This window comes from Sulfitobacter sp. PR48, from assembly GCF_028807335.1.
GTDB lineage: Bacteria > Pseudomonadota > Alphaproteobacteria > Rhodobacterales > Rhodobacteraceae > Sulfitobacter.
The window spans coordinates 15,919-42,705 of the sequence record NZ_JARAMM010000020.1 but is presented as its reverse complement, the minus strand read 5'-3'; the positions used below and the strand labels follow the sequence as shown (position 1 = coordinate 42,705).

At 62.9% G+C, this 26,787-nt stretch carries 25 protein-coding genes; 14 read left to right on the top strand and 11 right to left on the bottom strand.

All coding sequences use genetic code 11. The features are described 5' to 3' along the window. Positions 1-245: 245 nt before the first annotated feature. Together PVW51_RS20820 and dksA are read right to left on the bottom strand one after the other, a co-directional pair. A complete protein-coding gene (locus PVW51_RS20820) occupies positions 246-1,406 on the bottom strand; it encodes an FAD-dependent monooxygenase (RefSeq protein ID WP_274577227.1) in 1,161 nt (386 codons plus the stop codon). 67 nt (positions 1,407-1,473) lie between these two features. Further along, entirely contained in the window at positions 1,474-1,929 is a 456-nt protein-coding gene (dksA, locus tag PVW51_RS20815; RefSeq protein ID WP_269367376.1) for an RNA polymerase-binding protein DksA, read from the bottom strand. A 135-nt stretch (positions 1,930-2,064) separates the two neighbouring features. Here dksA and PVW51_RS20810 point away from each other — a divergent pair, with 135 nt between their 5' ends. The 7 genes from PVW51_RS20810 (at position 2,065) to PVW51_RS20780 (ending at position 8,605) form a co-directional block, all read left to right on the top strand. Next, positions 2,065-2,904, top strand: a complete 840-nt coding sequence (locus PVW51_RS20810) for an AAA family ATPase (protein WP_114276504.1) — start codon at positions 2,065-2,067, stop codon at positions 2,902-2,904. A gap of 279 nt (positions 2,905-3,183) precedes the next feature. After that, positions 3,184-4,554, top strand: a complete 1,371-nt coding sequence (locus tag PVW51_RS20805; RefSeq protein WP_274577225.1) for a DUF2927 domain-containing protein — start codon at positions 3,184-3,186, stop codon at positions 4,552-4,554. A gap of 16 nt (positions 4,555-4,570) precedes the next feature. After that, positions 4,571-4,741, top strand: coding sequence for an apolipoprotein acyltransferase (locus PVW51_RS20800; protein WP_269367374.1), 171 nt, complete (start codon positions 4,571-4,573; stop codon positions 4,739-4,741). A 3-nt stretch (positions 4,742-4,744) separates the two neighbouring features. Then, positions 4,745-5,932, top strand: a complete 1,188-nt coding sequence (locus tag PVW51_RS20795; protein ID WP_274577224.1) for a vWA domain-containing protein — start codon at positions 4,745-4,747, stop codon at positions 5,930-5,932. A 247-nt stretch (positions 5,933-6,179) separates the two neighbouring features. Then, a complete protein-coding gene (locus PVW51_RS20790) occupies positions 6,180-6,608 on the top strand; it encodes an OsmC family protein (RefSeq protein WP_274577223.1) in 429 nt (142 codons plus the stop codon). A gap of 92 nt (positions 6,609-6,700) precedes the next feature. Beyond that, positions 6,701-7,849: a cytochrome P450 gene (locus tag PVW51_RS20785; protein ID WP_274577222.1), complete on the top strand. Its 1,149-nt coding sequence runs from the start codon at positions 6,701-6,703 to the stop codon at positions 7,847-7,849. 72 nt (positions 7,850-7,921) lie between these two features. Beyond that, complete coding sequence (locus tag PVW51_RS20780) at positions 7,922-8,605, top strand: M48 family metalloprotease (protein ID WP_274577220.1); 684 nt, start codon at positions 7,922-7,924, stop codon at positions 8,603-8,605. Positions 8,606-8,662: 57 nt separating this feature from the next. Here the strand turns inward: PVW51_RS20780 and PVW51_RS20775 are convergent, their stop codons facing one another. The 5 genes from PVW51_RS20775 to PVW51_RS20755 form a co-directional block, all read right to left on the bottom strand. After that, the gene (locus PVW51_RS20775) at positions 8,663-9,205 is read right to left on the bottom strand and encodes an RSP_2648 family PIN domain-containing protein (RefSeq protein ID WP_274577217.1); all 543 of its coding nucleotides are present in this window, start codon (positions 9,203-9,205) and stop codon (positions 8,663-8,665) included. Further along, positions 9,205-10,440: an RSP_2647 family RNA methyltransferase gene (locus tag PVW51_RS20770; RefSeq protein WP_274577215.1), complete on the bottom strand. Its 1,236-nt coding sequence runs from the start codon at positions 10,438-10,440 to the stop codon at positions 9,205-9,207. Before PVW51_RS20770 ends, PVW51_RS20775 begins: the two co-directional genes overlap by 1 nt. Before the next feature lie 74 nt (positions 10,441-10,514). Next, positions 10,515-11,144, bottom strand: a complete 630-nt coding sequence (locus PVW51_RS20765; protein WP_274577214.1) for a DUF6778 family protein — start codon at positions 11,142-11,144, stop codon at positions 10,515-10,517. A 541-nt stretch (positions 11,145-11,685) separates the two neighbouring features. Beyond that, positions 11,686-11,964, bottom strand: coding sequence for a hypothetical protein (locus PVW51_RS20760; RefSeq protein WP_269367366.1), 279 nt, complete (start codon positions 11,962-11,964; stop codon positions 11,686-11,688). Next, positions 11,961-14,762: a glutamine-synthetase adenylyltransferase gene (locus PVW51_RS20755; RefSeq protein WP_274577212.1), complete on the bottom strand. Its 2,802-nt coding sequence runs from the start codon at positions 14,760-14,762 to the stop codon at positions 11,961-11,963. Before PVW51_RS20755 ends, PVW51_RS20760 begins: the two co-directional genes overlap by 4 nt. Before the next feature lie 28 nt (positions 14,763-14,790). On the opposite strand from PVW51_RS20755, the gene PVW51_RS20750 reads away from it, so the two are divergent. The 4 genes from PVW51_RS20750 to PVW51_RS20735 all read left to right on the top strand — a co-directional run bounded on the left by PVW51_RS20750 (position 14,791) and on the right by PVW51_RS20735 (position 17,239). Beyond that, the gene (locus PVW51_RS20750; protein ID WP_274577211.1) at positions 14,791-15,273 is read left to right on the top strand and encodes a YbaK/EbsC family protein; all 483 of its coding nucleotides are present in this window, start codon (positions 14,791-14,793) and stop codon (positions 15,271-15,273) included. Positions 15,274-15,400: 127 nt separating this feature from the next. Further along, positions 15,401-15,811, top strand: coding sequence for a DUF2852 domain-containing protein (locus tag PVW51_RS20745; protein ID WP_114276491.1), 411 nt, complete (start codon positions 15,401-15,403; stop codon positions 15,809-15,811). Between the two features lie 93 nt (positions 15,812-15,904). Next, a complete protein-coding gene (locus tag PVW51_RS20740) occupies positions 15,905-16,330 on the top strand; it encodes an RDD family protein (RefSeq protein WP_274577210.1) in 426 nt (141 codons plus the stop codon). Between the two features lie 87 nt (positions 16,331-16,417). Next, the gene (locus PVW51_RS20735; protein WP_274577209.1) at positions 16,418-17,239 is read left to right on the top strand and encodes an arginyltransferase; all 822 of its coding nucleotides are present in this window, start codon (positions 16,418-16,420) and stop codon (positions 17,237-17,239) included. A 533-nt stretch (positions 17,240-17,772) separates the two neighbouring features. On the opposite strand, the gene PVW51_RS20730 is transcribed toward PVW51_RS20735, so the two are convergent. The 3 genes from PVW51_RS20730 to PVW51_RS20720 form a co-directional block, all read right to left on the bottom strand. Further along, positions 17,773-20,127, bottom strand: a complete 2,355-nt coding sequence (locus tag PVW51_RS20730) for a TRAP transporter large permease subunit (protein WP_274577207.1) — start codon at positions 20,125-20,127, stop codon at positions 17,773-17,775. Positions 20,128-20,154: 27 nt separating this feature from the next. After that, positions 20,155-21,045 (bottom strand): TRAP transporter small permease subunit, encoded by an 891-nt coding sequence (locus PVW51_RS20725; RefSeq protein WP_269366329.1) that lies wholly within the window; start codon positions 21,043-21,045, stop codon positions 20,155-20,157. A 114-nt stretch (positions 21,046-21,159) separates the two neighbouring features. After that, positions 21,160-22,251 carry a TRAP transporter substrate-binding protein gene (locus PVW51_RS20720; protein WP_269366330.1) on the bottom strand — a complete coding sequence of 364 codons (1,092 nt, stop codon included), beginning with the start codon at positions 22,249-22,251 and terminating at the stop codon, positions 21,160-21,162. A 631-nt stretch (positions 22,252-22,882) separates the two neighbouring features. Between PVW51_RS20720 and PVW51_RS20715 the strand changes: the two genes are divergently transcribed. Together PVW51_RS20715 and ilvN are read left to right on the top strand one after the other, a co-directional pair. Next, complete coding sequence (locus PVW51_RS20715; RefSeq protein ID WP_274577205.1) at positions 22,883-24,634, top strand: acetolactate synthase 3 large subunit; 1,752 nt, start codon at positions 22,883-22,885, stop codon at positions 24,632-24,634. 77 nt (positions 24,635-24,711) lie between these two features. Continuing rightward, positions 24,712-25,272: an acetolactate synthase small subunit gene (gene ilvN, locus PVW51_RS20710; protein ID WP_114276483.1), complete on the top strand. Its 561-nt coding sequence runs from the start codon at positions 24,712-24,714 to the stop codon at positions 25,270-25,272. 37 nt (positions 25,273-25,309) lie between these two features. On the opposite strand, the gene PVW51_RS20705 is transcribed toward ilvN, so the two are convergent. Beyond that, positions 25,310-25,669, bottom strand: a complete 360-nt coding sequence (locus tag PVW51_RS20705; protein WP_269366332.1) for a hypothetical protein — start codon at positions 25,667-25,669, stop codon at positions 25,310-25,312. Positions 25,670-25,944: 275 nt separating this feature from the next. Between PVW51_RS20705 and PVW51_RS20700 the strand changes: the two genes are divergently transcribed. After that, positions 25,945-26,688: a helix-turn-helix domain-containing protein gene (locus PVW51_RS20700; RefSeq protein ID WP_338019770.1), complete on the top strand. Its 744-nt coding sequence runs from the start codon at positions 25,945-25,947 to the stop codon at positions 26,686-26,688. Positions 26,689-26,787: the final 99 nt, after the last annotated feature.

Below are 26,787 nucleotides of genomic sequence, written 5' to 3'. Positions count from 1 at the left end.
CCTGGTCTGGCGCCGCCCTTGCTTGAGCACGTCAGGGCGCCAGCCGACCGGATTGCCAAGCACAATCGCCGAGGGCCCCCCGCAGGGGGAGACGGCTATTGTGCTTGGGAAGACGGGCGGATGGTGCCATGAAAGAGATCAATCAAGGGTGGCGCCAGACTTTCCTGGGATGGTGGGCCCGCAGCGAAAATCCATCCCGCAGCAAAAATCCATAATGGCTTGCGCGCGCAGCGCGCTCATCAGGATCACGCCCGGGTCACGTCATGCCCGTAAAGCCAGTCAAATCCGCCAACCATCAGGCCCGGCGCCAGGCGGCTGACCAGCCCGAGACCCAGATGCGCAGCACTGCGGACAGGCCCCGGACGCAGATGATAGCGCCAGGCATTGCGTGAGGCCGCAGCGATCACCCGGCGCACCCGGGGTTGCCGGGCAGCCTGATAAGAGGCCAGACCCGCCTGCCCGCGCCCGGTCAGCGCCCCGGCCAGAACCCAGGCGTCTTCCAGCGCCATATTGGCCCCCTGGGCCAGAAACGGCAGCGTCGGATGGGCCGCATCCCCCAGCAGGACAATCCCGTCCTGATGCCAATGCGCCGCCACGGGATGCTGATGCAACCCCCAAAGCGTCACCTCGCGCACCGTCGCGATCATCTCTGCGGCCTGCCCGGTAAACCCGTCAAAGGCGGCGCGCAGATGCGCGGGCGCATCCGCATGGTTCCAGCCCTCCGCCGCCCAGCTGTCACGTTCCTCGACCGCAACAAGGTTCACCTGGCTTGCGCCCCGGATCGGATAGCTGACCAGATGGCGGCCCGGCCCCATGGCCACATGCGCCTCTGCCGGGTGGCCCATATGGTTCGGCACCAAAGCGCGCCAGGCCACCTGCCCGGTGAAAGCCGCCTTGTCCGCCCCGTTCAGGACAGAACGCGCGACGGAATGGATGCCATCCGCGGCCACCACCACCTCTGCGCGCCTTGTGCCGCCCCCGGCAAGCTGCACCTGCGGCAGGGTGCCGGGCCGCACGCTTGCCACTTTCGCGCCGAATTCAAAGCTGACATTGGCGCGCCGGGCCAGACCGGCCAGCATGTCGACCAGATCGGCACGGTGCAAAAAGCAATAGGGCTGATCGGGGCGCAGGCGCGCAAGGTCCAGCCGCGCCACCTCGCGACCGGTCTCGGTCTGTAGCACAACCGCGCGGCCCGCCACCGCCTGTTTGCGGCGCAGCTCCGGCTCCAGCCCCAGGGCCCGCAGGACCGCCATGCCATTGGGGCTGACCTGCAGGCCCGCGCCGACTTCGCCCAGCCTGTCGGCCTGCTCCAGCAGCGTCACCGCAACACCGCGCCGTGCCAGGGCCGCCGCGGCCGCCAGCCCGCCGATCCCGGCGCCGATCACAATGGCATTTGAAATCCGCATCCTGCCTCATATGAAAACGCCGGGGCATTTGCCCCGGCGGATTGGATTGCCTGCTTTGGCGCCCCGCTCAATCGTCGCGGTGCACCTTTTCGCGGCGCTCGTGCTTTTCCTGCGCTTCCAGGCTCATCGTCGCGATGGGCCGCGCATCCAGCCGCTTGAGCGAGATCGGTTCGCCCGTCACCGAGCAATAGCCGAACTCCCCCTCGTCGATCCGGCGCAGGGCCGCGTCGATCTTGCCCACCAGTTTGCGCGCACGGTCACGCGTGCGCAATTCAAGCGCGCGGTCGGTCTCTTCGCTTGCCCGGTCGGCCACGTCCGGAATGTTCCTTGTGCCGTCCTGCAACCCTTCGATGGTGTCGCGGCTGCCTGCCAGCAATTCGGATTTCCAGTTCAGCAGCTTGCGACGAAAATATTCCAGCTGCTTGTCATTCATGAATGGTTCATCTTCAGCCGGCGAATAATTATCCGGCAGGAAAACTTCCTGTTTCATCGATTGTCCCTCAAGTGTTTTTAGACTGAGCATGTGAGACTTATCTCCCCGAGAACGCTCCCTGCCGCAGCGTCTACCTCAGCCTTTCAGTTTTGTCACTACACAATCCTTTTGATTCTTGGTTAAAGACTTCAAGCCAAGCTCCGGATCACAGAGGATTGAAAGCAAATGAAATTTCAAGGCACCGCCGATTACGTCGCCACGGACGATCTGACCATCGCGGTCAATGCCGCCGTGACATTGGAACGCCCCCTGCTGGTCAAGGGTGAACCCGGAACCGGCAAGACGGAACTGGCGCTGCAGGTCTCTTCCGCGCTGGGGCTGCGGATGATCGAATGGAACATCAAGTCGACCACAAGGGCGCAACAGGGGCTTTACGAATACGATGCGGTCAGCCGGTTGCGCGACAGCCAGCTGGGCGAAGAGCGGGTGCATGACGTCAGGAACTACATCCGCAAGGGCAAGCTCTGGGAGGCCTTCGAGGCCGATGAAAAGGTGGTGCTGCTGATCGACGAGATCGACAAGGCCGACATCGAATTCCCCAACGACCTGCTGCAGGAGCTCGACAAGATGGAGTTCTATGTCTACGAGACCGGCGAGACGATCAAGGCCCGCCAGCGCCCGATCGTCATCATCACCTCGAACAATGAAAAGGAACTGCCCGACGCATTTCTGCGCCGCTGTTTCTTTCACTACATCCGCTTCCCCGAGATGGAGACGCTGAAAAAGATCGTCGAGGTGCATCACCCGGGGATCAAGCAGAACCTGCTGACCACCGCGCTGACGCAGTTCTACGAAATCCGCGATCAGGCCGGTCTGAAAAAGAAACCCTCCACCTCCGAAGTGCTGGACTGGCTGAAACTGCTGCTGGCCGAGGACATGGATGCCGAGGACCTCAGGAAGGACGGCAGCAGCGCGCTGCCCAAGCTGCATGGCGCCCTGCTGAAGAACGAGCAGGACGTGCATCTGTTCGAACGGCTTGCCTTCATGGCGCGCGCGCAACGCTGAACGCCGGCGGCCTGCGCCGCCGCTATCCGCCCGGCCCCGCGTGCTGACCTGAAAGCCACAATGCGCGCGCCTGCCCCAAACTGTCGGCTTTGCCTCCATTTTGCCTCAATTGCTCCCTACTCAAGTCGGGTCAGAAGGTGAAAAGGCCTCGGATCGACAGAACAAAAAGTGCAGGCAGGCACAGATGAACAGCAGAACCGCTCAGTCGGCGCAGGCATCCGCCGCGACGCCAGACCAACAGATATTCGCCAACCCCTTGTTCAGACAAGGGTTCTTTCTGTGAGGGGTCGCATTTTCCTGCCGCTCGTATTGCTGTTGAACGCCTGCGTCCCTGCTTCCAACCCCGATGTCGCCACCCGCGCCGCCCTTGACACGTCGGCCAGCAGCCTGCCGCCGATGAAGAGCTTTGCAACCAGCCTGCCCGAAGCGCCGGTGCGGTCGAACAACGATCTTGCCCTGGATTTCATCGAACTGTCCTTCCAGATGGAGAGCGGCCGCAGCCTGCCGGTGCTGACCCGCTTTGAAACGCCGATTTCCCTGCGGGTTGCGGGCAGCCCCCCACCCACCTTGCTGCCCGATCTCAGAAAGCTGATGGCGCGTCTGCGCAGCGAGGCAAAAATCGACATCCGCGAGGCCCGTTCAGGGGATGCGAATATCACCATCCAGGCCGTCAGCCGCGAGGACATCCGCCGGGTTCTGCCCCAGGCGGCCTGTTTCGTGGCCCCCAATGTCACCACGATTGACGAATACCGCAGCGCCCGCAGGCAGGCCAAGACCAACTGGACCCTGCTGAAAACCCGCGAAAAGATCGCGATCTTCCTGCCGAACGATGCCAGCCCGCAAGAGGTGCGCGATTGCCTGCACGAGGAACTGGCGCAGGCGCTGGGGCCGCTGAACGATCTCTACCGCCTGCCCGATTCCGTCTTCAACGACGACAATGTCCATACGGTGCTGACGGGTTTCGACATGCTGATCCTGCGCGCCTATTACGATCCCGCGCTGCGCTCGGGGATGACACGGGGCCAGGTGGCCGCCGCCCTGCCCGCGATCCTGGCGCGCATCAATCCGCGCGGTGCCCAGGCCAGGGCGCGCTTTGCCACCCGCACCCCCACGGAATGGAGCAAGGCGATCCAGACCGCGCTGGGCGGGCGTTCGGTCTCCTTTGCCAGGCGTCAGGCCGCGGCACAGGAAGCGATCCGGATTGCCGGTGCGATGGGCTGGCAGGACCACCGCCGCGCCTTTGCCCATTACGCCATGGGCCGTGTCATGCAGGCCAGCGATGCGGAAATGGCCCAGAAACATTATCTGATTGCCGACCGCTATTATGCGATGTCGCCGGGCACCCGGCTGCACCGGGCCTATGTCGCCACCCAAGTGGCGGCCTATGCCATCACCAAGGGCGACGGCAACCGCGCCCTGCGGCTGATCGCCCCACATGTGGACACGGCGATCCAGTCGGAGAATGCCGCTTTGCTCGCCACCCTGTTGTTGCTGCGCGCAGAGGCGCTGGAACTGGAGAACCGCCCCACAGAGGCCAGTGGCGTCAGGCTGGACAGTGTGGGCTGGGCGCGATACGGGTTTGGGCCAGATTGGGCCGTGCGGGCCAAGCTGCGCGAGATCGCTTCGCTGAACCCGCTGAAAGGCTCGTAACCACGGGCGGAAGAATATGATCGCAATCGTTTTGGCGCTTGTCGGGGCCCTGATCGGCGGGCTGACCGCGCGCAGGCGGGCGGGCAACCGCAAGGACATCGCACAATACGCCGCAGGCTATGGCATTGCCTTCCTGATTGTCGGCATGATCCTGACCGTCATTGTTGACCGCATGATGATGGGCTGACGCATGTTCCTTCCCTTCTTCGACCAGCTGCGCGCCCATAAGGTGCCCGTCTCGATGCGGGAATTCCTGGCGTTCCTGGACGGCATGGCAGCCGGAATCGCGACCTATGACGTCGAGGCGTTCTATTACCTCGCGCGGGTGTCGATGGTGAAGGACGAGCGGAACATCGACAAGTTCGACCAGGCCTTTGCCGCAGCCTTCAAAGGCTTGGAAAACATTAGCTTGGACGACGTTCTTGAAGCTGTCGACATCCCGCGCGACTGGCTGGAAAAGATGGCGGAAAAGCACCTGACCGAGGCCGAGAAAGCCGAGATCGAAGCTTTGGGAGGCTTCGACAAGCTGATGGAAACGCTCAAGAAACGTCTTGAGGAACAAAAAGGCCGCCATCAGGGGGGCAACAAATGGGTCGGCACCGCGGGCACCTCGCCCTTCGGGGCCTATGGCTACAACCCCGAAGGGGTGCGCATCGGCCAGAAGGAAAGCCGCCACCAGCGCGCGACCAAGGTCTGGGACAAACGCGAATTCCGCAACCTGGACGACAATGTCGAACTGGGCACGCGCAACATCAAGGTGGCCCTGAAACGCCTGCGCCGCTGGGCCCGTGACGGCGCGGAGGAGGAGCTGGACCTGAACGGCACCATCCGCGCCACGGCAGAACATGGCTATCTGGATGTGAAAACCCGCCCCGAGCGGCGCAATGCGGTCAAGGTGCTGCTGTTTCTCGACGTGGGCGGTTCCATGGACCCGCATGTAAAGGTGGTGCAGGAGCTATTCAGCGCGGCCAAGGCGGAGTTCAAGCATTTTGAATATTTCTACTTTCACAACTGCCTTTATGAAGGCGTGTGGAAGGACAACCGCCGCCGCTGGGATGCACAGCTGAGCACCCATGAGATCCTGCGCACCTATGGCCCTGATTACAAATGCATTTTCGTTGGCGACGCCTCCATGTCGCCCTATGAAATCGCCTATCCGGGCGGCGCCAATGAACATTGGAACGCCGAAAGCGGCGCCACATGGCTGACCCGTGCGCGTGATCAGTGGCAAAGCAATCTGTGGATCAACCCGGTGCCGGAGAAATACTGGCCCTACACCCAGTCGATCTCCATGATCCGCGAGATTTTCGGCCCGGAGGCGATGGTGCCCATGACCCTGGAAGGCCTGTCGCGCGGGATCAAGTCCATGGCGCGCTGAGGCGGTGCCTTGGTGAACGGTCTGCGCGCCTGTATCGAAGGGGCAGAAAAAGCCTCAGGAATGATATATTTCCAATATATTCCTGAGTATTAAATATATAAGTTAAAGTGATGCTTCAACTTGATCGGCACCTCCCATCGCCCGTGTTTCGCCCATCCTTCACTTTCTCCTTCCCCGCTGTACCTCATACGGAACGCTATGCGCATCGGCGCGTTGGTCCGGCGCATAGAGTTGAAAGGACGATATCATGGCAATCAAGAAATCAGGTTCGGCAAAATGGTCCGGCAATCTGAAGACAGGCAAGGGGTTTGTTTCCACCCAGACCGGCGTGCTGGCGGATCAGCCCTATGGTTTCAACACCCGCTTCGAGGACGGCAAAGGCACCAACCCCGAAGAACTGATCGGGGCGGCCCATGCCTCCTGTTTCTCCATGGCGCTTTCCATGGTGCTTGAAGGGCATGAACTTGTCGCCGACAGCATCGAGACCAGGGCGACCGTCTATCTGGAGCAGAAGGACGGCGGGTTTCACATTCCCAAGGTGCATCTGGATGTGACCGCGACCATACCGAATGCAACGGAAGACCAATTTGCCGAAGCGGCCAAAACCGCCAAGGAGAATTGCCCGATTTCCAAACTGCTGACGGCTGAGATCACGATGGACGCCAGACTGGCCTGACGCTCCCGCCCGGCGCAAGCCGGGCGCCCCACGTCATTGTGTCCCGCGTCATTACAATTGGCTGGAGCTTCGGTCTGCCCTAGGCTCTTGCCATGTCCAATGCGCCCCTCTTCTCCCTCGACCCGGCCAGCTTTGCCGCTGATCCCTATCCCATACTCGCGCGTATGCGGCATGAGGCCCCCATCGCCTATGTGCCGGAACTGGATGCAACCCTGCTGACCCGGCGCGATGACATCCACCGCGAGGAAAAGCGGATCGAGGTGTTTTCCTCCCGGCAGCCGGATGGGCTGATGACCCGTCTCATGGGCGAGAACATGATGCGCAAGGACGGGGCCGACCATCAGGCGGAGCGGCGCGCGCTGTTTCCCGCGCTCAGCCCGCGCACCGTGGCGCAGCACTGGGCCCCGGTCTTTGAAGCCTCGGCCCGGCGCATCCTTGCGGATCTCGCCCCGCGCGGCTCCTGTGACCTGGTGACGGATTATGCCATGCCGGTCTCGGCCTCGGCGCTGATCGCCATCACCGGGCTGGCGGAAATGTCTTGCACGGAAATGGACCGGGTCAGCCAGCACATGATCGACGGCTGCGCGAATTACACCGGTGATGCCGGGGTGGAGGCGCGCTGTCACGCGGCCACGGCGCTGATCGACAGCCATATCGACAGGGCCTTCGCCAGCCCTGCCCCGATGAGCGCCCTTGCGGTTCAGCAGGAGGCGGGACTGCCGATGGACAGCCTGCGCGCCAATATCAAGCTGGTGATTTCCGGCGGCCAGAACGAGCCGCGCGATGCAATCGCGGGCATCGCCTGGGCGCTCTTGACCCATCCCGACCAGTTGCAGCGCATCCGTCGCGGCCAGAACAGCTGGCAGGAGGCCTTTGCGGAATACGCGCGCTGGATCAGCCCCATCGGCATGTCGCCCCGCATCGTTGCGCGCGAGGACCGGGTGGGCGCGGTGCGGTTTGATCCCGGCGACCGGGTCTTTTTGATGTTTTCCTCTGCCGGGCGGGACGAGGCGCATTTTGACCGGCCGGAGGATTTTGACATCACGCGCGATACCGCTGCGGCCATCCCCTTTGGCGCAGGGCCGCATTTCTGCGCCGGGGCAGCCGCCGCGCGCTGCCTGATCACCCAGGTGGCCCTGCCGCTGCTATTCGAGGCGCTGCCGGGCCTGCGGCTGACCGGGCCAGTACCCTTCCGGGGCTGGGCCTTTCGCGGCCCCACGGCGATGCCGGTGGCGTGGTAACCCCGGGCGGGGCGCGCGGCATTCTACCGACAAACCGCTTGCCCCCGCGCCGCCCGCCCCCATATTGAGCGCATGATCCGTGTCCTTCCAATCCTTCTGGCCATTCTCTATGCGCTGGCGATGTACCGCTTTTCCAGCTGGCGCACCGCGCGGGAACTGGATGCGCGATCGACGCGGCTGGCCGATCCGGCCCTGAAGGAGGTCAGCGACAGGCTGGCCCGCGCGCTCGATCTGCCGCAGATCAAGGTGCATATCTACGAGATCGAGCCGGTGAACGGGCTGGCCGCACCGGACGGGCGCATTTTCATCACCCGGGGGTTCTACAACAAGTTCCGCTCGGGCGAGGTTTCTGCCGAAGAGATCGCATCGGTGATCGCGCATGAGCTGGGCCATGTGGCGCTGGGGCATTCCCGGCGGCGGATGATCGACTTTTCCGGCCAGAATGCCATCCGCACGGTGCTGGCGATGGTGCTGGGCCGGTTCATTCCATTCGTTGGCGTCTGGCTCGCCAATATGATCACCACGCTGCTGGCGGCGCGCCTGTCGCGGGGCGATGAATACGAGGCGGACGCCTATGCCGCCGCCCTGCTGACCAAGGCCGGGATCGGCGTTGCGCCGCAGATCTCGCTGTTTCGCAAGCTGGAAGCCCTGACGCAAAGCAACCATGGCAGCGCGCCCGCATGGCTGTTGAGCCACCCCAGGACCGACGAACGCATCGCCGCGCTGCAAAAGCTGGAATCCCGCTGGAACAGCTGAGACAGAGCCGAAAAATTTGAATTTTTCGTGCCGGAATTTTTGAAAATTCCGCCCCCGCTACCGGGTCAGCGCCTTGGCCAGACGCGGCAGTCGCGCCTTTTTCAGCAGCGCCCGCATCTCCCATGCTTCGCCCGACAGCGCCCTTGCGGTCTGCAGGACATGGTCTGCCACGGTGGTGATCTTGCCAGGGTGATCCGTCCAGAGCCTTGTCAGGAAGTGATCCGGGTCGATCCTGTCCAGCCCTTCCCCGGCCAGGGTTCCCCTGGGAAAGTCCTTGGCATTCAAGGTCATGATCGCATCGGCACTTGCCGCCACCGCGACCGCCAGAACATGGATGTCATCCGCGTCCGGAAGCCAGAGCCGCGCGGCAATGCCAGGGGCCGGAGGCCGTTCCGCCGCTGGCCAGTCGCGGCGCAGCAGGGCGATTTCGGCGCGCGCCTGGGCTTCGCCTGCCGGTCCCAATTTGATGGCGGCGCGGGCCCATTCCTCAAGGATGCGGGCCGACCAGACCGGCTCATACAATCCCTGTGCCGCCGCGCCCAACACCATTTCGCGCATCACCGTCGGATAAAGCACGCAGGTGTCGATCAGCACCCGCATCAGAGGCGGAAGAAGAGCGATTTCAGGTAGCCGCTTTCGGCCAGTTGCGGCAATTGCGGATGGTCCGGCCCGGCAAAACCGGTGTGCAGCAACACACCCTTGCGCCCCGCGCGGCCGATGCCGCGCACGCTGGCCACGCGGAACTGCGACAGGTCGGCGGCGTGAGAGCAGGAGCAAAGGCCCAGGATGCCATTCTCGGCCACCAGCGGTGCGGCCAGCCGCGCGATACGCTCATAGGCGCGCAGCCCCGCCTCCAGCGCGGGGCGCGCCGGTGCAAATGCCGGCGGGTCGCAGATCACCACGTCGAATTCGGCCCCTTCCGCGCGCAAATCGGTCAGCACGTCAAAGGCATCGCCCTGCCGGGTCTGGAAGCGGTCGGCAAGGCCTGCGGCCTCTGCCCCGCCCTGCGCCAGTTCCAGCGCCGGGGCCGATCCATCCACCGCCAGCGCGCTCTGCGCACCCGCCGCGAGGGCGGCGAGGGAGAAGCCGCCCACATGGGCGAAGACATCAAGGACACGTGCGCCACGGGACAGGCTGGCCGCAAAGGCATGGTTGGGCCGCTGGTCATAGAAGATGCCGGTCTTTTGCCCGCCCGTGAGGTCGGCCAGATAGATCGCACCGTTCATCTGCACCGGCACCGGGCCGGTCGGCGCGCTGCCTGCCAGCACCGCGTTCACATCGTCCAGCCCTTCCAGCGCACGGGTGCGTCCGGCGGCGTTCTTGAGCACATGGGTCACGCCGGTCACGGCAATCAGGGCCGCGCACAGCGGCTCCAGCAGGGCCTCGGCCCAGGCCGCATTGGGTTGCACCACGCAGGTGTCGCCGAAACGGTCGATCACCACGCCGGGCAGGCCATCCGCCTCCGCATGGATCAGGCGGTAGAACGGCGCATCGAACATCCGCGCGCGCAGGTGCAGGGCGCGGGCGATATGCCCTTCGAACCAGCGCTGGTCGATGACAGCCGCCGGATCGCGGTCAAGCACCCGTGCGATGATCTTGGAATTCGGGTTGACCGACACCAGCCCCATCGGCTGCCGCTCGTTATCTTCCAGCAGGGCCAGCGTGCCGGGGTCCAGCTTGCGGGTGCGGCGGTCGGTGACCAATTCGTTTGCATAGACCCAGGGAAAGCCGTGGCGGATGGCGCGGGCATTGGCCTTGGGCAAAAGCCTCACGACGGGCAGATCACCCGAAGGTGCTGCGTCTGAGGGGCGGGATGGGGAAAGGGGCGCTGTCATAGCGCCCCGTCTAGTGCTTTACCGCTGCCAGTGAAAGCCCGGAATTCAAAGGGCCCGGGCAGAGGCCCGCCAGCCTACACCGAGGGCCTGGCCAGCTCCTGGCGGATCACTTGGGCCAGATAGCCGCTGACCCGCACTTTCTGGGTCTGACCGCGGCGGTCGGCATCAATCGCCTGCTTGCCGCCAAATGCGCGGAGGTTCGCCTCCACCTCCCGGGTCGGGGCCAGCGGCAGACCGGTTTCCGCGGAACGGACGGTCAGTTTGAATTCCATGTTGTGGACACCGCCGATGCTGTAGCGGGTCTTTTCCGTGACCGAATGGAAACGGGTCACCTCGACATCCAGCACCACGTCCACCGTGCCATTCATGTCTTTGGTGCCGTGCAGAAAGGCCTGTTCAAAGATCTTCTGAACCTGTGCGTGGCGGTTGCCGATCGGCTCACCGCGCCAGACGATATCGGCACTGGGGTAAAAGAGGTTCGCCTCGGAGACCTTGAGGCTTTCCGGCACCCGCACATTGATGGCAGTGACCTGAAGCGATTGCGGCAGGACCATCTGCCCCCCCGCACCCGGCGCGGGTTGTTGAAAGGCCAGCTGCGGTGTCGCTTCGAAGGGCGCGTTGCGGCTGGCGAGATCCGGCACGGACGAACAGGCAGAAACAAGGGCACCCAGGCCAATCGCGGCAATGATTTTCAAGGTCTTCATCAAGTCCTCCTTCGGGGCAACGCAGGGCCGCCCGGCTGTGGCGTTGAGGGACATTCGCCTCAGATTGAGGCACGTTTTAGTCGAAACGTCATTGATAATGGGGCCATTCGGCGGCGGTAGCGACATCCTCAGTCAATATCAGGCCCGCTAAGAGCGGCGGTCCGGACTGAGCAGGTCAGGTGCCCGATACGCGGAGTTTGCTGCAGTCAATCAGTGGCACCCAGGCCCGGAACAAGCCGAAGGCGCCGGGCCATCGCCTGCCCGCCGGTCGGGCGGGCGATTTGGTGAGGCTGGGTATTCCCTCGATGGGGTTCATCACGGTTGAGAAATTAAGTGGCATGAACATAGGTCAGTATCGCCCACCCCGGGCAGGCGCTGGCCCGGCTTGCGCTTCACGTCACTCCGGGCTCCCTCCCGCCGTTCGTCGCGCAATCCACCAATCGCCGCTCACGGTCGTTACGAAAGCAAGCCTGTCCGACATAGCTGATAACAGGTGGCGGATTTCCGTTTCTACTGGGGATGGTTCGGCTCTAAATCACCGCTAGTTGCGCGTGCGGCCGCGCCAACCGCCCCGGCGCCGGGGCGCGGTCATGCCGCCCTGCCCCTCGCGCAGCACCTGCGACATGGGGTGATCGGGCGCATCATCGCCATAGCGTTCCAGCAGGGTCTTGATCGCAGCACCCGTATCCTCTTCCAGCGGCAGGCTGAGCGCCCAGTCCAGAAAGATCGAGCGGCATTCGGACAGGGTGATCCCTTCGATCTGATAGCTTTCGTGAATCAATGCCTTGGGGTCCTCTGTCGTGCCTTTTGCCTTGCTCATGCGCTTTCATTCCCTTCTGGTCCCGAAAGGGCGCGGTCGATCACCGCCGCCGCCGCGTCATAGGTGCCGATGATCTTTTCCTCAAGGGCGGGCAGATCTGGCGCATTCAATGTCCGGGCCAGAAAACCCGCACCGGCCTGACCCAGTGTTTCCTCTCCCAGCGGCTCAGCCGAGAGCAGGCGGCCCGCGCATTGCAGCGCCCAGCAGCGGGTGTAGGCCTGTTTCAGGGTCTCGGCCTCCTGCTTGTCGATCAGCCCCACGGTGCAGGCGGCGGTCAGCCCGTCGGGGATATGGCGCGCGGTGGTCCCGGCCAGCAGGGCGCCTGCCTGTGCCAGCAATTCGATGTCCTGCAACCGGCCCGGCCCGATCTTGGCGTCCCAGGGGCCTGCGGGGGCCTTGGCCTGGGCGATCCGGCTGCGCATCTCGGCCACTTCGGCCAGCGCCCTGTCGCGCTCGGTGGGCCGGGCGAGGATGTCGTCGCGCAGCGCATGAACCGCCACCGCCAGATTGGAAGGTCCGGCCACCACATCGGCGCGGGTCAGGGCCAGATGTTCCCAGACCCAGGCCTCTGACCGCTGATAGCTGTCAAAGCTGGCCAGCGAGGTGGCCACCGGCCCCTGATTGCCCGAGGGGCGCAGGCGCATGTCGATCTCGTAAAGCTTGCCCTGCGACATCGGCGCGGTCATTGCCGTGACCATGGCCTGGGTCAGCCGCGCGTAATAGCTGCGCGAGGCGAGCTGACGCGGCCCTTCCGAGGTCTCCTGCCCCTGGGCATCATAGATCACCAGCAGGTCCAGATCGGAGGTCGCTGTCAGCCGCCCTGCCCCCAGCGAGCCCATGCCAAGGATCACGGCACCCCGCCCCGGCGGCGGGCCGTAGCGTTCCGCAAACTGCGCGACCACCACCGGCCAGAGCGCGGAGAGAACCGCGCGGGCCAGATCGGCATATTGGCGGCCCGCCGTCTGTGCATCGGTCAGACCGCGCAGCAGATGCACCCCGATGCGGAAATGCCATTCGCGGGCCCAGCGGCGGGTGCCGTCCAGCCGCGCCTCGTAATCCGGTTCGCGGGCCAGCACCTCGGACAGGGCTTCTCCCAGCGCCTCCGCCCCCGGCCAGTCGCTGAAGAAATCGCCGCCGATCACCGCATCCAGCACCTGCGCATTGCGCGACAGATGCGCGGCCAGCGCCGGTGAGGTGCTGACCACGTCGATCAGCAGGTCCGCCAGCTGCGGATTGGCCCTGAGCAGGGAAAACAGCTGCACCCCCGCAGGCAGCCCGGCCAGAAACCCGTCAAAGGCCAGCAAGGCTTCGTCCGGCTTGGCCGCATCGGCCAGCCGCGCCAGCAATTCGGGCTTGAGACGTTCAAAGATTTCCGCCCCCCGGACAGAGCGCAGCGCAGGATAGCTGGGCCAGCGGTCAAGGATCGTACTGTCGAAGGCATGGGGCGCGCCGGGCTGATCCGCACCCTTGCGCGAGGCGGCAAAGAAGCCTTCGGTCATTTCATGCACCGCGCTGAGGCGGCGGTGCAGGTCTTGCTCCAGCGCCGGTACATCCATGTCCATCATCGCCGCCAGCCGCGCAAATCCCTCTTCCGATCCCGGCAGCTCATGGGTCTGGGCGTCGCGCACCATCTGCAGCCGGTGCTCCACCGTGCGGTGGGCGCGGTAATGGTCGGTCAGGGTTTCGGCGACCTCCTGCGGCACCCAGCCCTTTTCGGCCAGCACCTTCAGCCCCGCACAGGTGCCGCGCTGGCGCAGATCGGGGTCGCGCCCGCCTGCAATCAGCTGCCGGGTCTGGGTAAAGAACTCGATCTCCCGGATGCCGCCCCGGCCCAGCTTCATGTTGTGCCCCGGCAGGGTGATCGGCCCGCCCAGCCCCTTGTGCTCGCGGATTGCCAGACGCATGTCATGGGCATCCTGAATGGCGGCAAAGTCCAGATGCCTGCGCCAGACGAAAGGCCGCAGATCCGCAAGGAAACGCTCACCCGCCTTCACGTCCCCCGCGCAGGGGCGCGCCTTGATATAGGCTGCGCGTTCCCAGGTCCGGCCAAGGGATTCGTAATAGCGTTCCGCCGCTTCCATCCCCAGACACACCGGGGTCACCGAAGGGTCGGGCCGCAGCCGCAGATCGGTCCGGAACACATAGCCCTGCCCGGTCAGATCGCTGAGCGTGGCCGCCATCGCCCGGGTTGCGCGCACAAAGGCGCTGCGGGCGTCGTGAAACACCTCCGGGTCGAACCGGGTTTCGTCAAACAGGCAAATCAGGTCGATGTCAGAGGAATAATTCAGCTCATGGGCGCCCATCTTGCCCATGGCCAGCACCACCATGCCACCTGAATCCCCCAGATCGTCCAGGGTCACCCCGGGCAGTTTGCCGCGTTTGACCTGCACCACCAGCCCCGCATGCAATGCGGCGGCACAGGCCGCATCGGCATAATCGGTCAGCGCGCCTGTCACCTGCTCCAACGCCCAGGCGCCGCCCAGATCGGCCAGCGCCGCCATCAGCGCCACGCGCCGCTTGCCCTGCCGCAACCCGTCTGCCAGCCCCTCCGGAGCCAGCTCACCCGCGCCCCGGATCACCGCGCGCACCGCCGCCTCCGGGTCCGCAACGGCATCGGCCAGCCAGTCACGCTCCTTTTCCAGCAATCCCGCCAGATAGGGCGCAGAGGCCCCGGCCCCGACAGCAAGCTCGCGCAGCCGCGGCGGCAGGTCGCCCACCAGCGCCTTGATATCATCGACCCGGCCCGGATCATGGGGTCGCGGGCATCGGGTGACACGGGCTTCGAGCGTACTTGTCATGGCCCCAGCTTTGCGACAGTCTGCGCCCATGAGCAAGAGCCTGAAAAGAGTCCGCGCCGCCCTTGAGGCTGCCGGCGTCCCCGCCGAGATCCGTGAAACCGAACTGGCCCGCACCGCCGCCGATGCGGCCGCCGCCGTGGGATGCGAGATCGACCAGATCGCGAAATCCATCGCATTGCGGGGCGAAACCTCCGGCGATGTGGTGGTTTTCATCACGGCCGGTGGCAATCAGGTCGACCTTGCCGCCGCCACCGCCCTGGCCGGAGAACCCCTGGGCAAGGCGGATGCGGCGCTGATCCGGGCGCAGACCGGCTTTGCCATCGGCGGCGTTTCCCCGGTCGGGCACCTCAATCCCTGCCGCATGTGGTTTGACCGGCGGCTGCTGGATTTCGCCGAAATCTGGGCCGCAGCGGGCACGCCTCATCACGTTTTCCGGCTTACACCGCAAGAAATGCTCCAGATTTCTGGCGCGCAAGCCGCTGATTTCCAACAGATTTCAGAGAAAATGTAAAAAGTCTTCACATACCCTCTTGTACGAATCGCGGCAATGCCCATCTTGGTTGATGTAAAAGGCATTCACATAAGACCTTTTGATCCCGAGGCCGCAGTCAGGCCTTACCACCAGAAAGGCTTGTCACATGACGACCATGACCGAAACTTCTAGCTACGGCACCCGCCAGAACTGGTTCGCCCGGACCGAGGGCTGGCTGGACGACAAGGGCAAAGGTGCCTGGATCGCCGCGATGGTGCTTGGCTTCATCTTCTTCTGGCCTGTCGGCCTCGCCCTTCTTATGTACATGATCTGGAGCAAACGCATGTTTTCCGGCCCCTCCTGCGCCAAGCGCAGCAAACGCACGATGATGACCACCCGCAACACCGGCAATGCCGCGTTCGACGCCTACAAGGCGGACACGCTGCGCCGTCTTGAGGAAGAGCAGACCAATTTCGAATCCTTCCTGGAGCGGCTGCGCGAAGCCAAGGACAAGGCCGAGTTCGACCAGTTCATGGACGAACGCGCCAAGCGCAACGACGGCCCGGCAGAGGCCTGACGCATCACGGGTCGGCCCGGACACCGGGCCGACAACCTTCCCTCTCCCGCCCCCGCAGCCTGCCGGGGGCCTTTGCCCGCCACAGGACCAGCAATGACACCCGATCCCTTCGACCAGCCGGAATTCTACGACGGCATCCTTGCAAAGCGCTTTTTTGCCTGGGTGGTGGACAGCATCCTGATTGTTGCGCTGTGCCTGCTGGTGCTGCCCTTCACCGCCTTTACCGGTGTGTTCTTTTTCCCCGCGCTGATCCTGGTGATCGGCTTCCTCTACCGGCTGGCCACCCTCGCGGGCGGCTCTGCGACATGCGGGATGCGCCTGGTGGGGATGGAACTGCGCGACGGGCGCGACCTGCCCTTCGACGGCGGCACCGCCTTCATGCATACGCTGGGCTATTCGGTTTCGGTTGCCATGGCCCCGCTGCAACTGATCTCCGTCGTGCTCATGATCACCTCCGCACGCCGACAGGGGCTGACCGATATGCTGCTGGGCACCGTGCCGCTGAACCGGCGCACATGACACTGGGCGACTCTTTACCATTTTATTAAATGTCCCCTTGGCGCGTGACAGGACCTTGGTTATCATTTCGTCAACCAAAGGATCTCCATGCGCCACAGTCTTCCGATCACACCGCAGTTCTATGTGACCGCGCCGCAACCCTGTCCGTATCTTGAGAACAGGATGGAGCGGAAATTGTTCACGGCACTGCAGGGTGACACCGCGACAGAGCTGAATGACAGCCTGTCGGCACAGGGGTTTCGCCGCTCGCAGAATGTGCTCTACCGTCCCTCCTGCGCCGATTGCGCCTCCTGCCTTTCCGCACGGATCGACGTGGCCGCATTCAAACCCTCGAAGGGTCAGAAACGTACCCTGAAGCGCAACCGGCATCTGGTGCGCCGCGCCACCTCGCCCTGGGCGACAGAAGACCAATACGCCCTGTTCCGCCGCTATCTGGACAGCCGCCATGCGGACGGCGGTATGGCGGACATGGACATCTTTGAATTTGCCGCGATGATCGAGGAAACGCCAATCCGCAGCCGGGTGATCGAATATGTCGATCCCGAAACCGGTGAACTCGCCGGGGTCTGCCTGACCGATGTGCTGGCCGATGGCGTCAGCATGGTCTATTCCTTCTACTCTCCCGAGCTTCCCCGCAACGGGCTGGGCAATTACATCATCCTCGATCACATCGAGATCGCCCGCGCCGCGGGTCTGCCTTATGTCTACCTGGGCTACTGGGTCCCCGGCAGTCCCAAGATGGGATACAAGGCGCGCTTTTCGGGGCTGGAGATCTACCTAGGCGGTCACTGGCAGAAACTGCGCGACCCCGAAGAATTCAGGCCGGAGCAACACCCGCTGGGCAACGATCCGATTGCCGAACAGGTGGCCAATATCGCCCTGCCCGACATGGCGCGCCACCGCCGCTGACGGGCCCGGGGCCTGCCCGCCTCTTCATGCCAGCAATACTCAGAGCGCCCGGGGCAAAGCCCCCCGATGTTATGCAGGCCGTGACAAGGCCCGCCTGCAATCCATGAATCGCATGAGGGCGCCCGTGGGCGCCCTGAGGCTGCTGAAAAAGCACGTTCCTGCACCCGCTCCCCCCGAAACAACGAAATCGTTCTTCCACGACGCCAGCCACAAGCCTTGGCCCGGGTGTCAGCCCGGGCCGCGCCCGACCCTCCCGTCAAACCGAAGGTTTGCCTCCGGCAAAACGGGAGGGCGCTTTTGGTGACTTCTCGTATCACACTGACAACATTGATATTTGTAAGGGAGGCGCTCCGAATGCGCGTCTCAATGCGCCCTCCCAGGCTCGGGCGCGGCCCTTCGTTCGAAAACGTAACGCAGAGCGCAGAAGAACGATTTACCTCCGGCGGCAGCCGTTTCCGGGTTTGTCAGCAATCTGAGGGCGCCCGTGGGCGCCCTCTCCTTTTGATAATACCCCTGCCCTGTGGCGCGACGCCTCAGTTCGGCATCAGCTCCGGCACGATGGTGACAATCGCCGGGAAGAACCACAGGATCGCCAGCCCCGCCACCTGGATCAGCACGAAGGGCACAATGCCGCGGTAGATGTGCTGCGTCGTGACGCTCGCCGGGGCGACCCCGCGCAGATAGAACAGCGCAAAGCCGAAGGGCGGTGTCAGGAAGGAGGTCTGCAGGTTCACCGCGATCATGATCGTCACCCATTTCGGGTCAAAGGTGCCGCCATAGATCACCGGCCCCACGATGGGCACCACGATGTAGATGATCTCAAGGAAGTCGAGCACGAAGCCCAGCACGAAGAGCACCAGCATCACCAGCAGGAAGACGGTCAGCTCGTTGTCGAAGGACCGCAGGAACTGCTGGATGTAATGCTCCCCGCCAAAGCTGATCACCACGAGGTTCAGCAATTGCGAGCCGATCAGGATGGTGAAGACCATCGAGGTGACCTTGGCTGTTTCGCGCACCACCGGTGTCAGCACCCCGGAGGTGTAAAGCACCCAGCAGGCAAAGAGCAGCCCGAAGACGGCATAGATATAGGCGGCATAGGCCACAAAGAAGGCGACCCAGCTTTCGAAACTGACCCCGGCCTGGTTGATCCGCAGGTCGAAGTTCACGCCGACCAGGATGCAGATCACGATTGCCAGTGTCGACCAGATGATGATCTTGGGGCTGCGGTCCTGATCCTTGAGCTTGCGATAGGCGGCCAGCATGATCGCACCGCCCGCCCCCAGCGCCGCGGCCGGTGTCGGGTTGGTGATCCCGCCCAGGATCGAACCCAGCACCGCGACGATCAGCATCAGCGGCGGGAAGACCACCCGGATCAGCTCGTTTCCGGCGCAAAGCCTTGTGGCATAGACCACCCCGTACATCGCAAGGGCAAAGGGCAGTGCCATCAGCAACACCATCACCCCGGGCGAGGTGACCGGCCCGATCAGCAGGATGTCCACCAGCAGCATCAGCACCAGCCCGATTGCGCCGAGGATCAGCGGCCTGCCGGCGGCAGAGGGCGACACGCCCCGACCGGCGCTCAGCACCAGGCCCAGCAACACGACGATGATCGCCACGCCGGTTCCGATGGGTGCCGCCGCCGCAATCTTGGCCGCAGTTTTCTCTGCAAGGGCTTCAACCGACAGCCGCTCACTGGTCTGAACGCCGCCAGCCGCGTCGATCTCGGCCTGTTGCGCCACGGCCTGGTCCCATTTGTCCTGCCCGTGCAGTTCGATCATCGCGGTCTTGCAATCCTCACCCACATTGGTCCGCAGGATTGCGGTATCCCCGGAGTCGGAGAAGCTGGAGACAACGGTCGACTGGCTGCCAACGGCACCGATGTTGCCCAGCAGGATGGTCCCGACAATCAGCAGCACAGGTGCGCCGACAAACCAGGTGAAGGCTTCGCGCCGGGTGATCGCTTCGCTGCTGGTCGTGCCGAGTTCGACCGCCGGGGCCTTCTCGGGGTTGAGCAGCGCGTAGCAGAAGGCATAAAGCGCATAGAGCACCGCCAGCAGAATGCCCGGCAGCAGCGCCGCCTGGAACAGCGTGCCGACGGAGACCACCGCCGGTTGCCCCAGGAAGGTCAGCGCATCGCTGCACCCCGCAGCGGTGGCCCGCGCCTCCTGTGCAGCGGAATAAAGATCGCCCGCAAGCGTGCCCAGCAGAACGATCACGATGGAGGGCGGAATGATCTGCCCCAGCGTGCCGGAGGCCGCGATGACACCTGTCGCCAGTTCCGGCGAATAGCCGCTGCGCAGCATCGTGGGCAGGGCCAGCAGGCCCATGGTGACAACGGTGGCCCCCACGATCCCGGTGGAGGCCGCAAGGAAGGCGCCCACAACCACGATCGACACCGCCAGACCGCCCGGCAGCGGCCCGAAGACCCGCGCCATCGTGGTCAGCAGGTCATTGGCGATCTTGGAGCGTTCCAGGGTAATGCCCATCAGCACGAACATCAGAACCGCGAGCAGCGTCTCGATGCTTTGGCCTGCAAGCACGCGTTCGTTCATCCGGTTCACGATAAAGCTGACGTTCCGGTCCAGCGCGGTTTCCCAGCCCTGGGGGAAAACAGATTGCCCCACCCGTGGCAGGTCAGGGTATCGGAAAATGGATATCGCGTCGTGTTTGACGCCGGTGCCGACCAGCGCCCGATAGGCATCCGACGAGGTGTCGATGGCCTGGTGGATCAGCAGACCGGCGCTGTCCATCGCCGCGATGATCCCGAAAGAGATGATCCCCGCGCCGCCGATGGCAAAGGCCACCGGGAACCCCGAAAGGATGCCACCGAACAGACAGATGAAAACGATAAGCAGGCCAACCTCGACCCCGTCCAGACCAAACAGCATGGGATGTCCCCTGATTACTTGCCGAAATTAATGGGTGCCTTCATAGGCTTCTTCGCCCTCGCCGAGCGAGTCGCGGTCGAGATAGCGGCCTTCGCTTTCCGGGCCTTCACGGAGTTCCCGCCAGGACCGGTAGGCCACTGCAATCGCTTGCAGGAAGACCATGGCGCAGAACAGGCACAACAGGACCTTGAACAGGAAGTAGCCGTTGAACCCACTGGGGCTGAAGCCGGTTGTCTCCACGTTCCAGCGCAGGGCGCGGGCCTTGTTGACCAGCCGGTCCAGGGAGTCAGAGGCCGAGGGATTCGGCACGATCAGGTGACGCCACATGAAGTACCAGCCGTAAAGCCATGTAAGCACGGCAAAAGGCATCATGAAAAAGACCGCGCCGAACATGTCGAGGATCTTTTTGGTTCGGAATTTCACGCCGGCATAGATCAGGTCCACCCGCACATGCCCGCCCTGCACAAAGGTATAGGCCACGCAGAAGACGATGATCATCGCGTTATAGAGCTTCAGCTCTTCGGCATACCATGAAATGTCGAATTGCAGCGGCACACCAAAACCGACAACGATGTCGGGCCGGGCAAAAATCCGTTGCATGAAGACGATGATGATCTGTTGCAGCACCATGAGCAGACCCGCCCAGGCAAAGAACCGGCCAAGCCCGTTTGCAAGCCCTTCCAGACCGCGGACCACGGTCCACATGAAGTTTGGCCGCAGCACGCAGACAAGCGTGAGGATCAGCAGCGCGTCGAAGATCACGAAGAACAATTCGATCGACGCACCGTAATAGACAAACCGCATGATCGCCGTCTTGTCGCTCCAGTCCAGCCAGAGCCCCGGATGGGTCACGGCATAGCCGAAGTTGTAGAAAGCCATCGCGATGTTGGAAAAGAACCACCGTATGCCATCAAGCATCTGGACGGACCCCTGTTTGATTGTGCCAACACAGGCCGCGTCACCCCTGTAAAGGTGTCGCAGCCCGTGCCAAGTCTAACCGAAACGCGGCCCCCGGATGGGGGCCGCATCAGGTTACTCCATTGTCGCCAGCACGCGGTTCCGCTCGGAGGCGTATTTGCTGTCCGACACCGCCAGCCATTCGCCGGATTCACGCATCGACTTCTGGGCGGAATCGTGGATCTTCTTGAACAGATCGTCGCTGGTGAACTCGTTCAGAACCTCCACGGAGGCCTTGCCGAAGGCATCCCAGATGTCGTCGGAGAATTCCAGAACCTGCGCGCCGCCAGACTTCAGACGCTGCAGCGCCGGGCCGTTGTTGGCGATGAACAGCGCATAGTTCTGCTGGTGCGCATCGGCGCAGGACACTTCGATCGCGCGTTGCTGCGCAGGTGTCAGGCCTTCGAACACATCGAGGTTGGTTGCAACCGACAAGGCCGCGCCCGGCTCGTGGAAACCGGCAGGATAGTAGTAGTCGCAGACTTCCTGCAGGCCCAGCTTTTCGTCGGACCAGGGGCCGATCCATTCGGTGCCATCCAGCGCGCCTGTGGACAGGGCCTGATAGATTTCACCGCCCGGCAGAACCTGAACGGAAGCGCCCAGCTTGGACAATGCCTGACCACCAAGGCCCGGCATGCGGAACTTGAGACCGTTGAAATCGGCAGCCGACTTCATTTCCTTGCGGAACCAGCCGCCACCCTGCGCGCCGGTCTGGCCCGCGATGAAGGACTTGATGCCAAAGACTTCGCCCAGCTCGTGGTGCAGCGCCTTGCCGTCCTGACCGTAGTACCAGGTCATCATTTCCGGTGCGGTCATGCCGAAGGGCACAGCGGTGAAATATGCGAAACCGGGGTGCTGACCGGTAAAGTAGTAGTCAGCGCCATGATACATGTCGGCCTGGCCAGAGGTCACGGCATCGAACACCTCGAAGGCACCGACGAGTTCGCCCGCACCTTTCGGGTCGATGGTGATCTGACCGTCTGTAATGTCAGAGACGTTTTGCACCACACGCTCCACCGAATCCCAGACACCGGCAAGGCCGCGGGGCCAAGTGGTTACCATTGTCAGTGTGCGTTTGCCCTGTGCATAGGCAGGTGCGGCCAATGTGGTCGCGGCGGCAGCGGTGCCGCCAAGTGCAGACGTCTTCAGAAATGAACGACGGTCCATAGGTAGATTCCTCCCGGATAGAATGCCCGTGTTGCCATTGGGGCCACGGATCGTTTCGAATAACCGCACTTTAGCGTTCAACCCGCGATATGGAACACCTTCTTCTGACTTGACGTCCATAAGATGCGTGATTTCGCGCAAAAGTTGTAGCCTCGGGCCGTTTTCGCCGCTTAAAACAAAGGCTGCAGATGAATTACTGAGCGGTGGGGGTGAATTCCGCAATTTCGCGCCGAATCAGTCGCTTGCAACCCAAATCTAACGAATTGTTACACAGCGGATTCGGGGTCGCGGGGCGGGGTCGCCCCATCTCGGAAACAACCCTGAACGGGTGGCATATCCCTGCTGAAGCAGGAATCGAAAGTTTCGCCTGAAACAGGCATTGCGCAACAATATGTCGCAAAATCAGCACCGCACGACACGAAAGTGGATATTTGCCTGTTGACCCTCCCGGCGGACGAACATAATGTCGCCGCACGCTTAAAGGAGCCCCAGGGCATGACCACTCTAGTCGTCATTGTAGGACACACGCGCATGGGCCGGTAACGGTAGACCATAATCTGACCCATGCGCCCCCGCCAAAACGGGGGTTTTTTTATGCGCACCTTGAACCTGCTGAAACGGAGAAAAGCAGATGACACGCCAGATGACCGGAGCGAAGATGATCGTTCAAGCCCTGATAGATCAGGGCGTCGATACCGTATTTGGGTATCCCGGCGGCGCTGTCCTACCCATTTATGATGAGGTGTTTCAGCAAAACTCGATCAAACATGTTCTGGTGCGCCACGAACAGGGTGCCGTGCATGCCGCCGAAGGCTATGCGCGGTCGACCGGCAAGCCGGGCGTTGTTCTGGTGACCTCCGGCCCCGGTGCCACCAATGCGGTGACCGGCCTGACCGATGCCTTGCTCGATTCCATTCCGATCGTGGTGCTGACCGGCCAGGTGCCGACCTTCATGATCGGCTCGGACGCCTTTCAGGAAGCCGATACCGTGGGCATCACCCGGCCCTGCACGAAACACAACTGGCTGGTGAAAGAGACCGACAAGCTGTCGGGCGTGCTGCACGAGGCCTTTCACGTTGCGACCAGCGGCCGCCCCGGCCCGGTTCTGGTGGACATCCCCAAGGACGTGCAATTCGCCACCGGCACCTATGAGGCCCGCAAACCCTCGACCTCGCATTACCAGCCGCAGGTCAAGGGCGACCTGGAGGCGATCACCGAACTGGCCGCCGCCATCGAAAAGGCCAAGCGCCCCGTGTTCTATACCGGCGGCGGTGTGATCAACTCCGGCCCCGGTGCCAGCCAGTTGCTGCGCGAACTGGTGGAGGCCACGGGCTTTCCCATCACCTCCACGCTCATGGGCCTTGGCGCCTATCCCGCGTCGGGGGACAAATGGCTGGGCATGCTGGGCATGCACGGGCTTTACGAGGCCAATATGGCGATGCACGGCTGCGACCTGATGATCAACATCGGTGCGCGCTTTGACGACCGGATCACCGGCACCATCGACGCCTTCAGCCCCAAATCGAAGAAAGCGCATATCGACATCGACCCGTCCTCGATCAACAAGGTCATCCGCGTGGACATCCCGATCATGGGGGATGTGGGCCATGTGCTGGAGGACCTGCTGAAGATCTGGAAATCGCGCGGCCGCAAGACCAACGGCGAGGCGCTGGCCAAATGGTGGCAGCAGATCAACGAATGGCGCAGTGTGGATTGCCTCAAGTTCAAGCAGACGGGCAAGACGATCAAACCGCAATATGCGCTGCAGCGGCTTGAGGCGCTGACCAAGGATCACGACCGCTATATCTGTACCGAGGTCGGCCAGCACCAGATGTGGGCCGCACAATACCTTGGCTTTGAGGACCCGAACCGCTGGATGACCTCCGGGGGGCTGGGCACCATGGGCTATGGTTTCCCCGCCTCCATCGGCGTGCAGATGGCGCATCCCGACGCCCTTGTGATCAATGTGGCGGGCGAAGCGTCCTGGCTGATGAACATGCAGGAAATGGGCACCGCCATGCAGTACAACCTGCCGGTCAAACAGTTCATCCTGAACAACGAACGTCTGGGCATGGTGCGCCAGTGGCAGGAGTTGCTGCACGGCGAACGTTATTCGCATTCCTGGTCGGAAAGCCTGCCCGATTTCGTGAAACTGGCCGAGGCCTTCGGCGCCAAGGGCATCCTGTGCAAGGATCCCGCCGATCTGGACGATGCGATCATGGAGATGCTGAACCACGACGGGCCGGTGATCTTTGACTGCCTGGTCGAAAAGCACGAAAACTGCTTCCCGATGATCCCGAGCGGCAAGGCGCATAACGAAATGCTTCTGGGCGAAGCCGATACCCAGGGCGTCATCGACGCCAAGGGGAGTGTTTTGGTGTGACGCGATTTTTTCGAAAAAATCGGACCGGAGTTTTCGAAAACTCCGGCCTTCTACCCCTCATTCTCAGGACCTGAACAATGTCAGCACTCAAAATCAAAAAAGGCGCGACCAGCCATTCCGCCTATAACCTGCGGCCCAACTTTTCGGATGTGATCGAACGTCATACACTCGCCGTGCTGGTCGAAAACGAGCCCGGCGTGCTGGCGCGGGTCATCGGGTTGTTCTCCGGGCGTGGCTATAACATCGACAGCCTGACTGTGGCTGAGGTGGATCACACAGGGCATCTGAGCCGCATCACCATCGTGACCTCGGGCACCCCGCAGGTGATCGAGCAGATCAAGGCGCAGCTGGGCCGGATCGTGCCGGTCCATGATGTGCATGACCTCACGGTCGAGGGCAAATGCGTGGAACGCGAGCTGGCGATGTTCAAGGTCACCGGCAAGGGCGAACACCGGGTCGAGGCCCTGCGGCTGGCCGATATCTTTCGCGCGAATGTGGTGGACAGCACCCTGGAAAGCTTTGTCTTCGAAATCACCGGCGCGCCGGAAAAGATCGACGCCTTTGCCGATCTGATGCGCCCGCTGGGCCTGACCGAAGTGGCCCGCACCGGGGTCGCCGCATTGTCCCGGGGCGACTGACCCGGCGCCGCCACGGCCCCGGGTGCGACCTGAATGATCAGACGTTGCGCTTGCGAAACTGATGCGTGACGACCTGCGGCGCTGAGGGTGACACAAAGGACAGAATCCGCTTGTCGCCCTCCTGCCGCCTGGCGGGGGCCTGGGATGTCCGGGATGTATCGCGCAGTTTTTCCGGCAATTCCGTACAGGCCTGCTCTTGCACCAGCGCGACATCGCGCGCCTTGCGCAGTTTGCCAACGATATCGGCGGTGAAGGTCACCATGTCCCCGGCTTCAAGAAAGCCGTCGCAGAGGTCTGTCGCGTGTCCGGCACAATAATAGGCCAGATCGCCCTGGTCTTCGCACCAGAACACCGCTTTCCGGTCAACAGGATCGCTCCAAAGGACCACGCCCAACATCAAATAACCTTAACCCATCCTAGCTGTTATCTAACTACATCTCATCGAGAGTAGATATGAACAATATCCGTACGTTTGTTCCAAATAATGCCGCTCTGGCGTCGTTCTGCCACAAATTGCCGTCACACTTGACGCGGAACAGGAACGAAATATCTATCTTCAATTAATCGCGGGACATAAATCTCCGCAAACCCGCCGGATTTTTCCACCTCACTGAGAATATGGAACCAAATAAACAATCTCCTGCGCAATTGCGCAATGTTTTTGGCGCGAATTTGCGAAAGCTTGCAGAAAGCTATGCCTCGGTTTCCGACCTGTCGCGGCAGCTTTCAATCAACCGGACGCAGTTCAACCGATACCTGTCCGGCGAAAGTTTTCCCCGGCCGGACATATTGGCGCGCATCTGCAGTTTCTTTGGGGTCGATGCGCGCATCATGCTCGAACCGATCGAAAGTCTCACCTGCCCGCCGGACCCGTTTTCATGCGCCTATCTGCGCAACTTCGTGGGCGCAGGCAACCGACAGGTGTCACAGGATGACTTCCCAAGTGGCTTCTACCGGTTTTCCCGGCGCAGCTTTGTCGATCCGGACCGGTTTGTGGTCTCTGTGGTGATGGTTGGCCGGGAGGGCGGAAATGCCCTGCTGCGCGGCTTTGAAACAAGAGAGGCGATGCGCATCCAGGGCCTGCCCACCGGTGCCAGATCGCGTGAATTCCGGGGCGCCGTCATGCGCCAGGACGAAGGAATCACCATCATCGCCGCGCGCAGTAACGCAATGACGGTGTCTTTCAACCATCTCAGCCGCGCCGCATCCTTCGAAAACAATTTCTGGGTGGGTTATGTCACCCGGACGGTGCCGGAATCCGCAGGTGCGTTGCGGGTGACCCGGCTGGTCTATGAATACCTTGGCGAAAAGATATCCGATGCCCTGCCCGCCGCCCGCAGCGCAGGGCTGAAGGAACTGGACCAGTTGCAGCCCTTCCACAAACATCTGCTGCGCCCCCATATCCCGTTTTCCTGATCCGCCCCCGCCAACAGCCGCCGCAGGGGCATGTCGCCGGTGATAAAAACGGGTCGCTGCCGGAAATACGGCTGCGCGCGCCATCTGCTAGCCTCAAGC

What these genes read in the sequence shown, in the direction of transcription:
- PVW51_RS20820 (WP_274577227.1), bottom strand. Translation starts at nt 1,406, where the DNA reads ATGCGGATTTCAAATGCCATTGTGATCGGCGCCGGGATCGGCGGGCTG.
- dksA (WP_269367376.1), bottom strand. Translation starts at nt 1,929, where the DNA reads ATGCTCAGTCTAAAAACACTTGAGGGACAATCGATGAAACAGGAAGTT.
- PVW51_RS20810 (WP_114276504.1), top strand. Translation starts at nt 2,065, where the DNA reads ATGAAATTTCAAGGCACCGCCGATTACGTCGCCACGGACGATCTGACC.
- PVW51_RS20800 (WP_269367374.1), top strand. Translation starts at nt 4,571, where the DNA reads ATGATCGCAATCGTTTTGGCGCTTGTCGGGGCCCTGATCGGCGGGCTG.
- PVW51_RS20795 (WP_274577224.1), top strand. Translation starts at nt 4,745, where the DNA reads ATGTTCCTTCCCTTCTTCGACCAGCTGCGCGCCCATAAGGTGCCCGTC.
- PVW51_RS20790 (WP_274577223.1), top strand. Translation starts at nt 6,180, where the DNA reads ATGGCAATCAAGAAATCAGGTTCGGCAAAATGGTCCGGCAATCTGAAG.
- PVW51_RS20785 (WP_274577222.1), top strand. Translation starts at nt 6,701, where the DNA reads ATGTCCAATGCGCCCCTCTTCTCCCTCGACCCGGCCAGCTTTGCCGCT.
- PVW51_RS20780 (WP_274577220.1), top strand. Translation starts at nt 7,922, where the DNA reads ATGATCCGTGTCCTTCCAATCCTTCTGGCCATTCTCTATGCGCTGGCG.
- PVW51_RS20775 (WP_274577217.1), bottom strand. Translation starts at nt 9,205, where the DNA reads ATGCGGGTGCTGATCGACACCTGCGTGCTTTATCCGACGGTGATGCGC.
- PVW51_RS20770 (WP_274577215.1), bottom strand. Translation starts at nt 10,440, where the DNA reads ATGACAGCGCCCCTTTCCCCATCCCGCCCCTCAGACGCAGCACCTTCG.
- PVW51_RS20765 (WP_274577214.1), bottom strand. Translation starts at nt 11,144, where the DNA reads ATGAAGACCTTGAAAATCATTGCCGCGATTGGCCTGGGTGCCCTTGTT.
- PVW51_RS20760 (WP_269367366.1), bottom strand. Translation starts at nt 11,964, where the DNA reads ATGAGCAAGGCAAAAGGCACGACAGAGGACCCCAAGGCATTGATTCAC.
- PVW51_RS20755 (WP_274577212.1), bottom strand. Translation starts at nt 14,762, where the DNA reads ATGACAAGTACGCTCGAAGCCCGTGTCACCCGATGCCCGCGACCCCAT.
- PVW51_RS20750 (WP_274577211.1), top strand. Translation starts at nt 14,791, where the DNA reads ATGAGCAAGAGCCTGAAAAGAGTCCGCGCCGCCCTTGAGGCTGCCGGC.
- PVW51_RS20745 (WP_114276491.1), top strand. Translation starts at nt 15,401, where the DNA reads ATGACGACCATGACCGAAACTTCTAGCTACGGCACCCGCCAGAACTGG.
- PVW51_RS20740 (WP_274577210.1), top strand. Translation starts at nt 15,905, where the DNA reads ATGACACCCGATCCCTTCGACCAGCCGGAATTCTACGACGGCATCCTT.
- PVW51_RS20735 (WP_274577209.1), top strand. Translation starts at nt 16,418, where the DNA reads ATGCGCCACAGTCTTCCGATCACACCGCAGTTCTATGTGACCGCGCCG.
- PVW51_RS20730 (WP_274577207.1), bottom strand. Translation starts at nt 20,127, where the DNA reads ATGCTGTTTGGTCTGGACGGGGTCGAGGTTGGCCTGCTTATCGTTTTC.
- PVW51_RS20725 (WP_269366329.1), bottom strand. Translation starts at nt 21,045, where the DNA reads ATGCTTGATGGCATACGGTGGTTCTTTTCCAACATCGCGATGGCTTTC.
- PVW51_RS20720 (WP_269366330.1), bottom strand. Translation starts at nt 22,251, where the DNA reads ATGGACCGTCGTTCATTTCTGAAGACGTCTGCACTTGGCGGCACCGCT.
- PVW51_RS20715 (WP_274577205.1), top strand. Translation starts at nt 22,883, where the DNA reads ATGACACGCCAGATGACCGGAGCGAAGATGATCGTTCAAGCCCTGATA.
- ilvN (WP_114276483.1), top strand. Translation starts at nt 24,712, where the DNA reads ATGTCAGCACTCAAAATCAAAAAAGGCGCGACCAGCCATTCCGCCTAT.
- PVW51_RS20705 (WP_269366332.1), bottom strand. Translation starts at nt 25,669, where the DNA reads ATGTTGGGCGTGGTCCTTTGGAGCGATCCTGTTGACCGGAAAGCGGTG.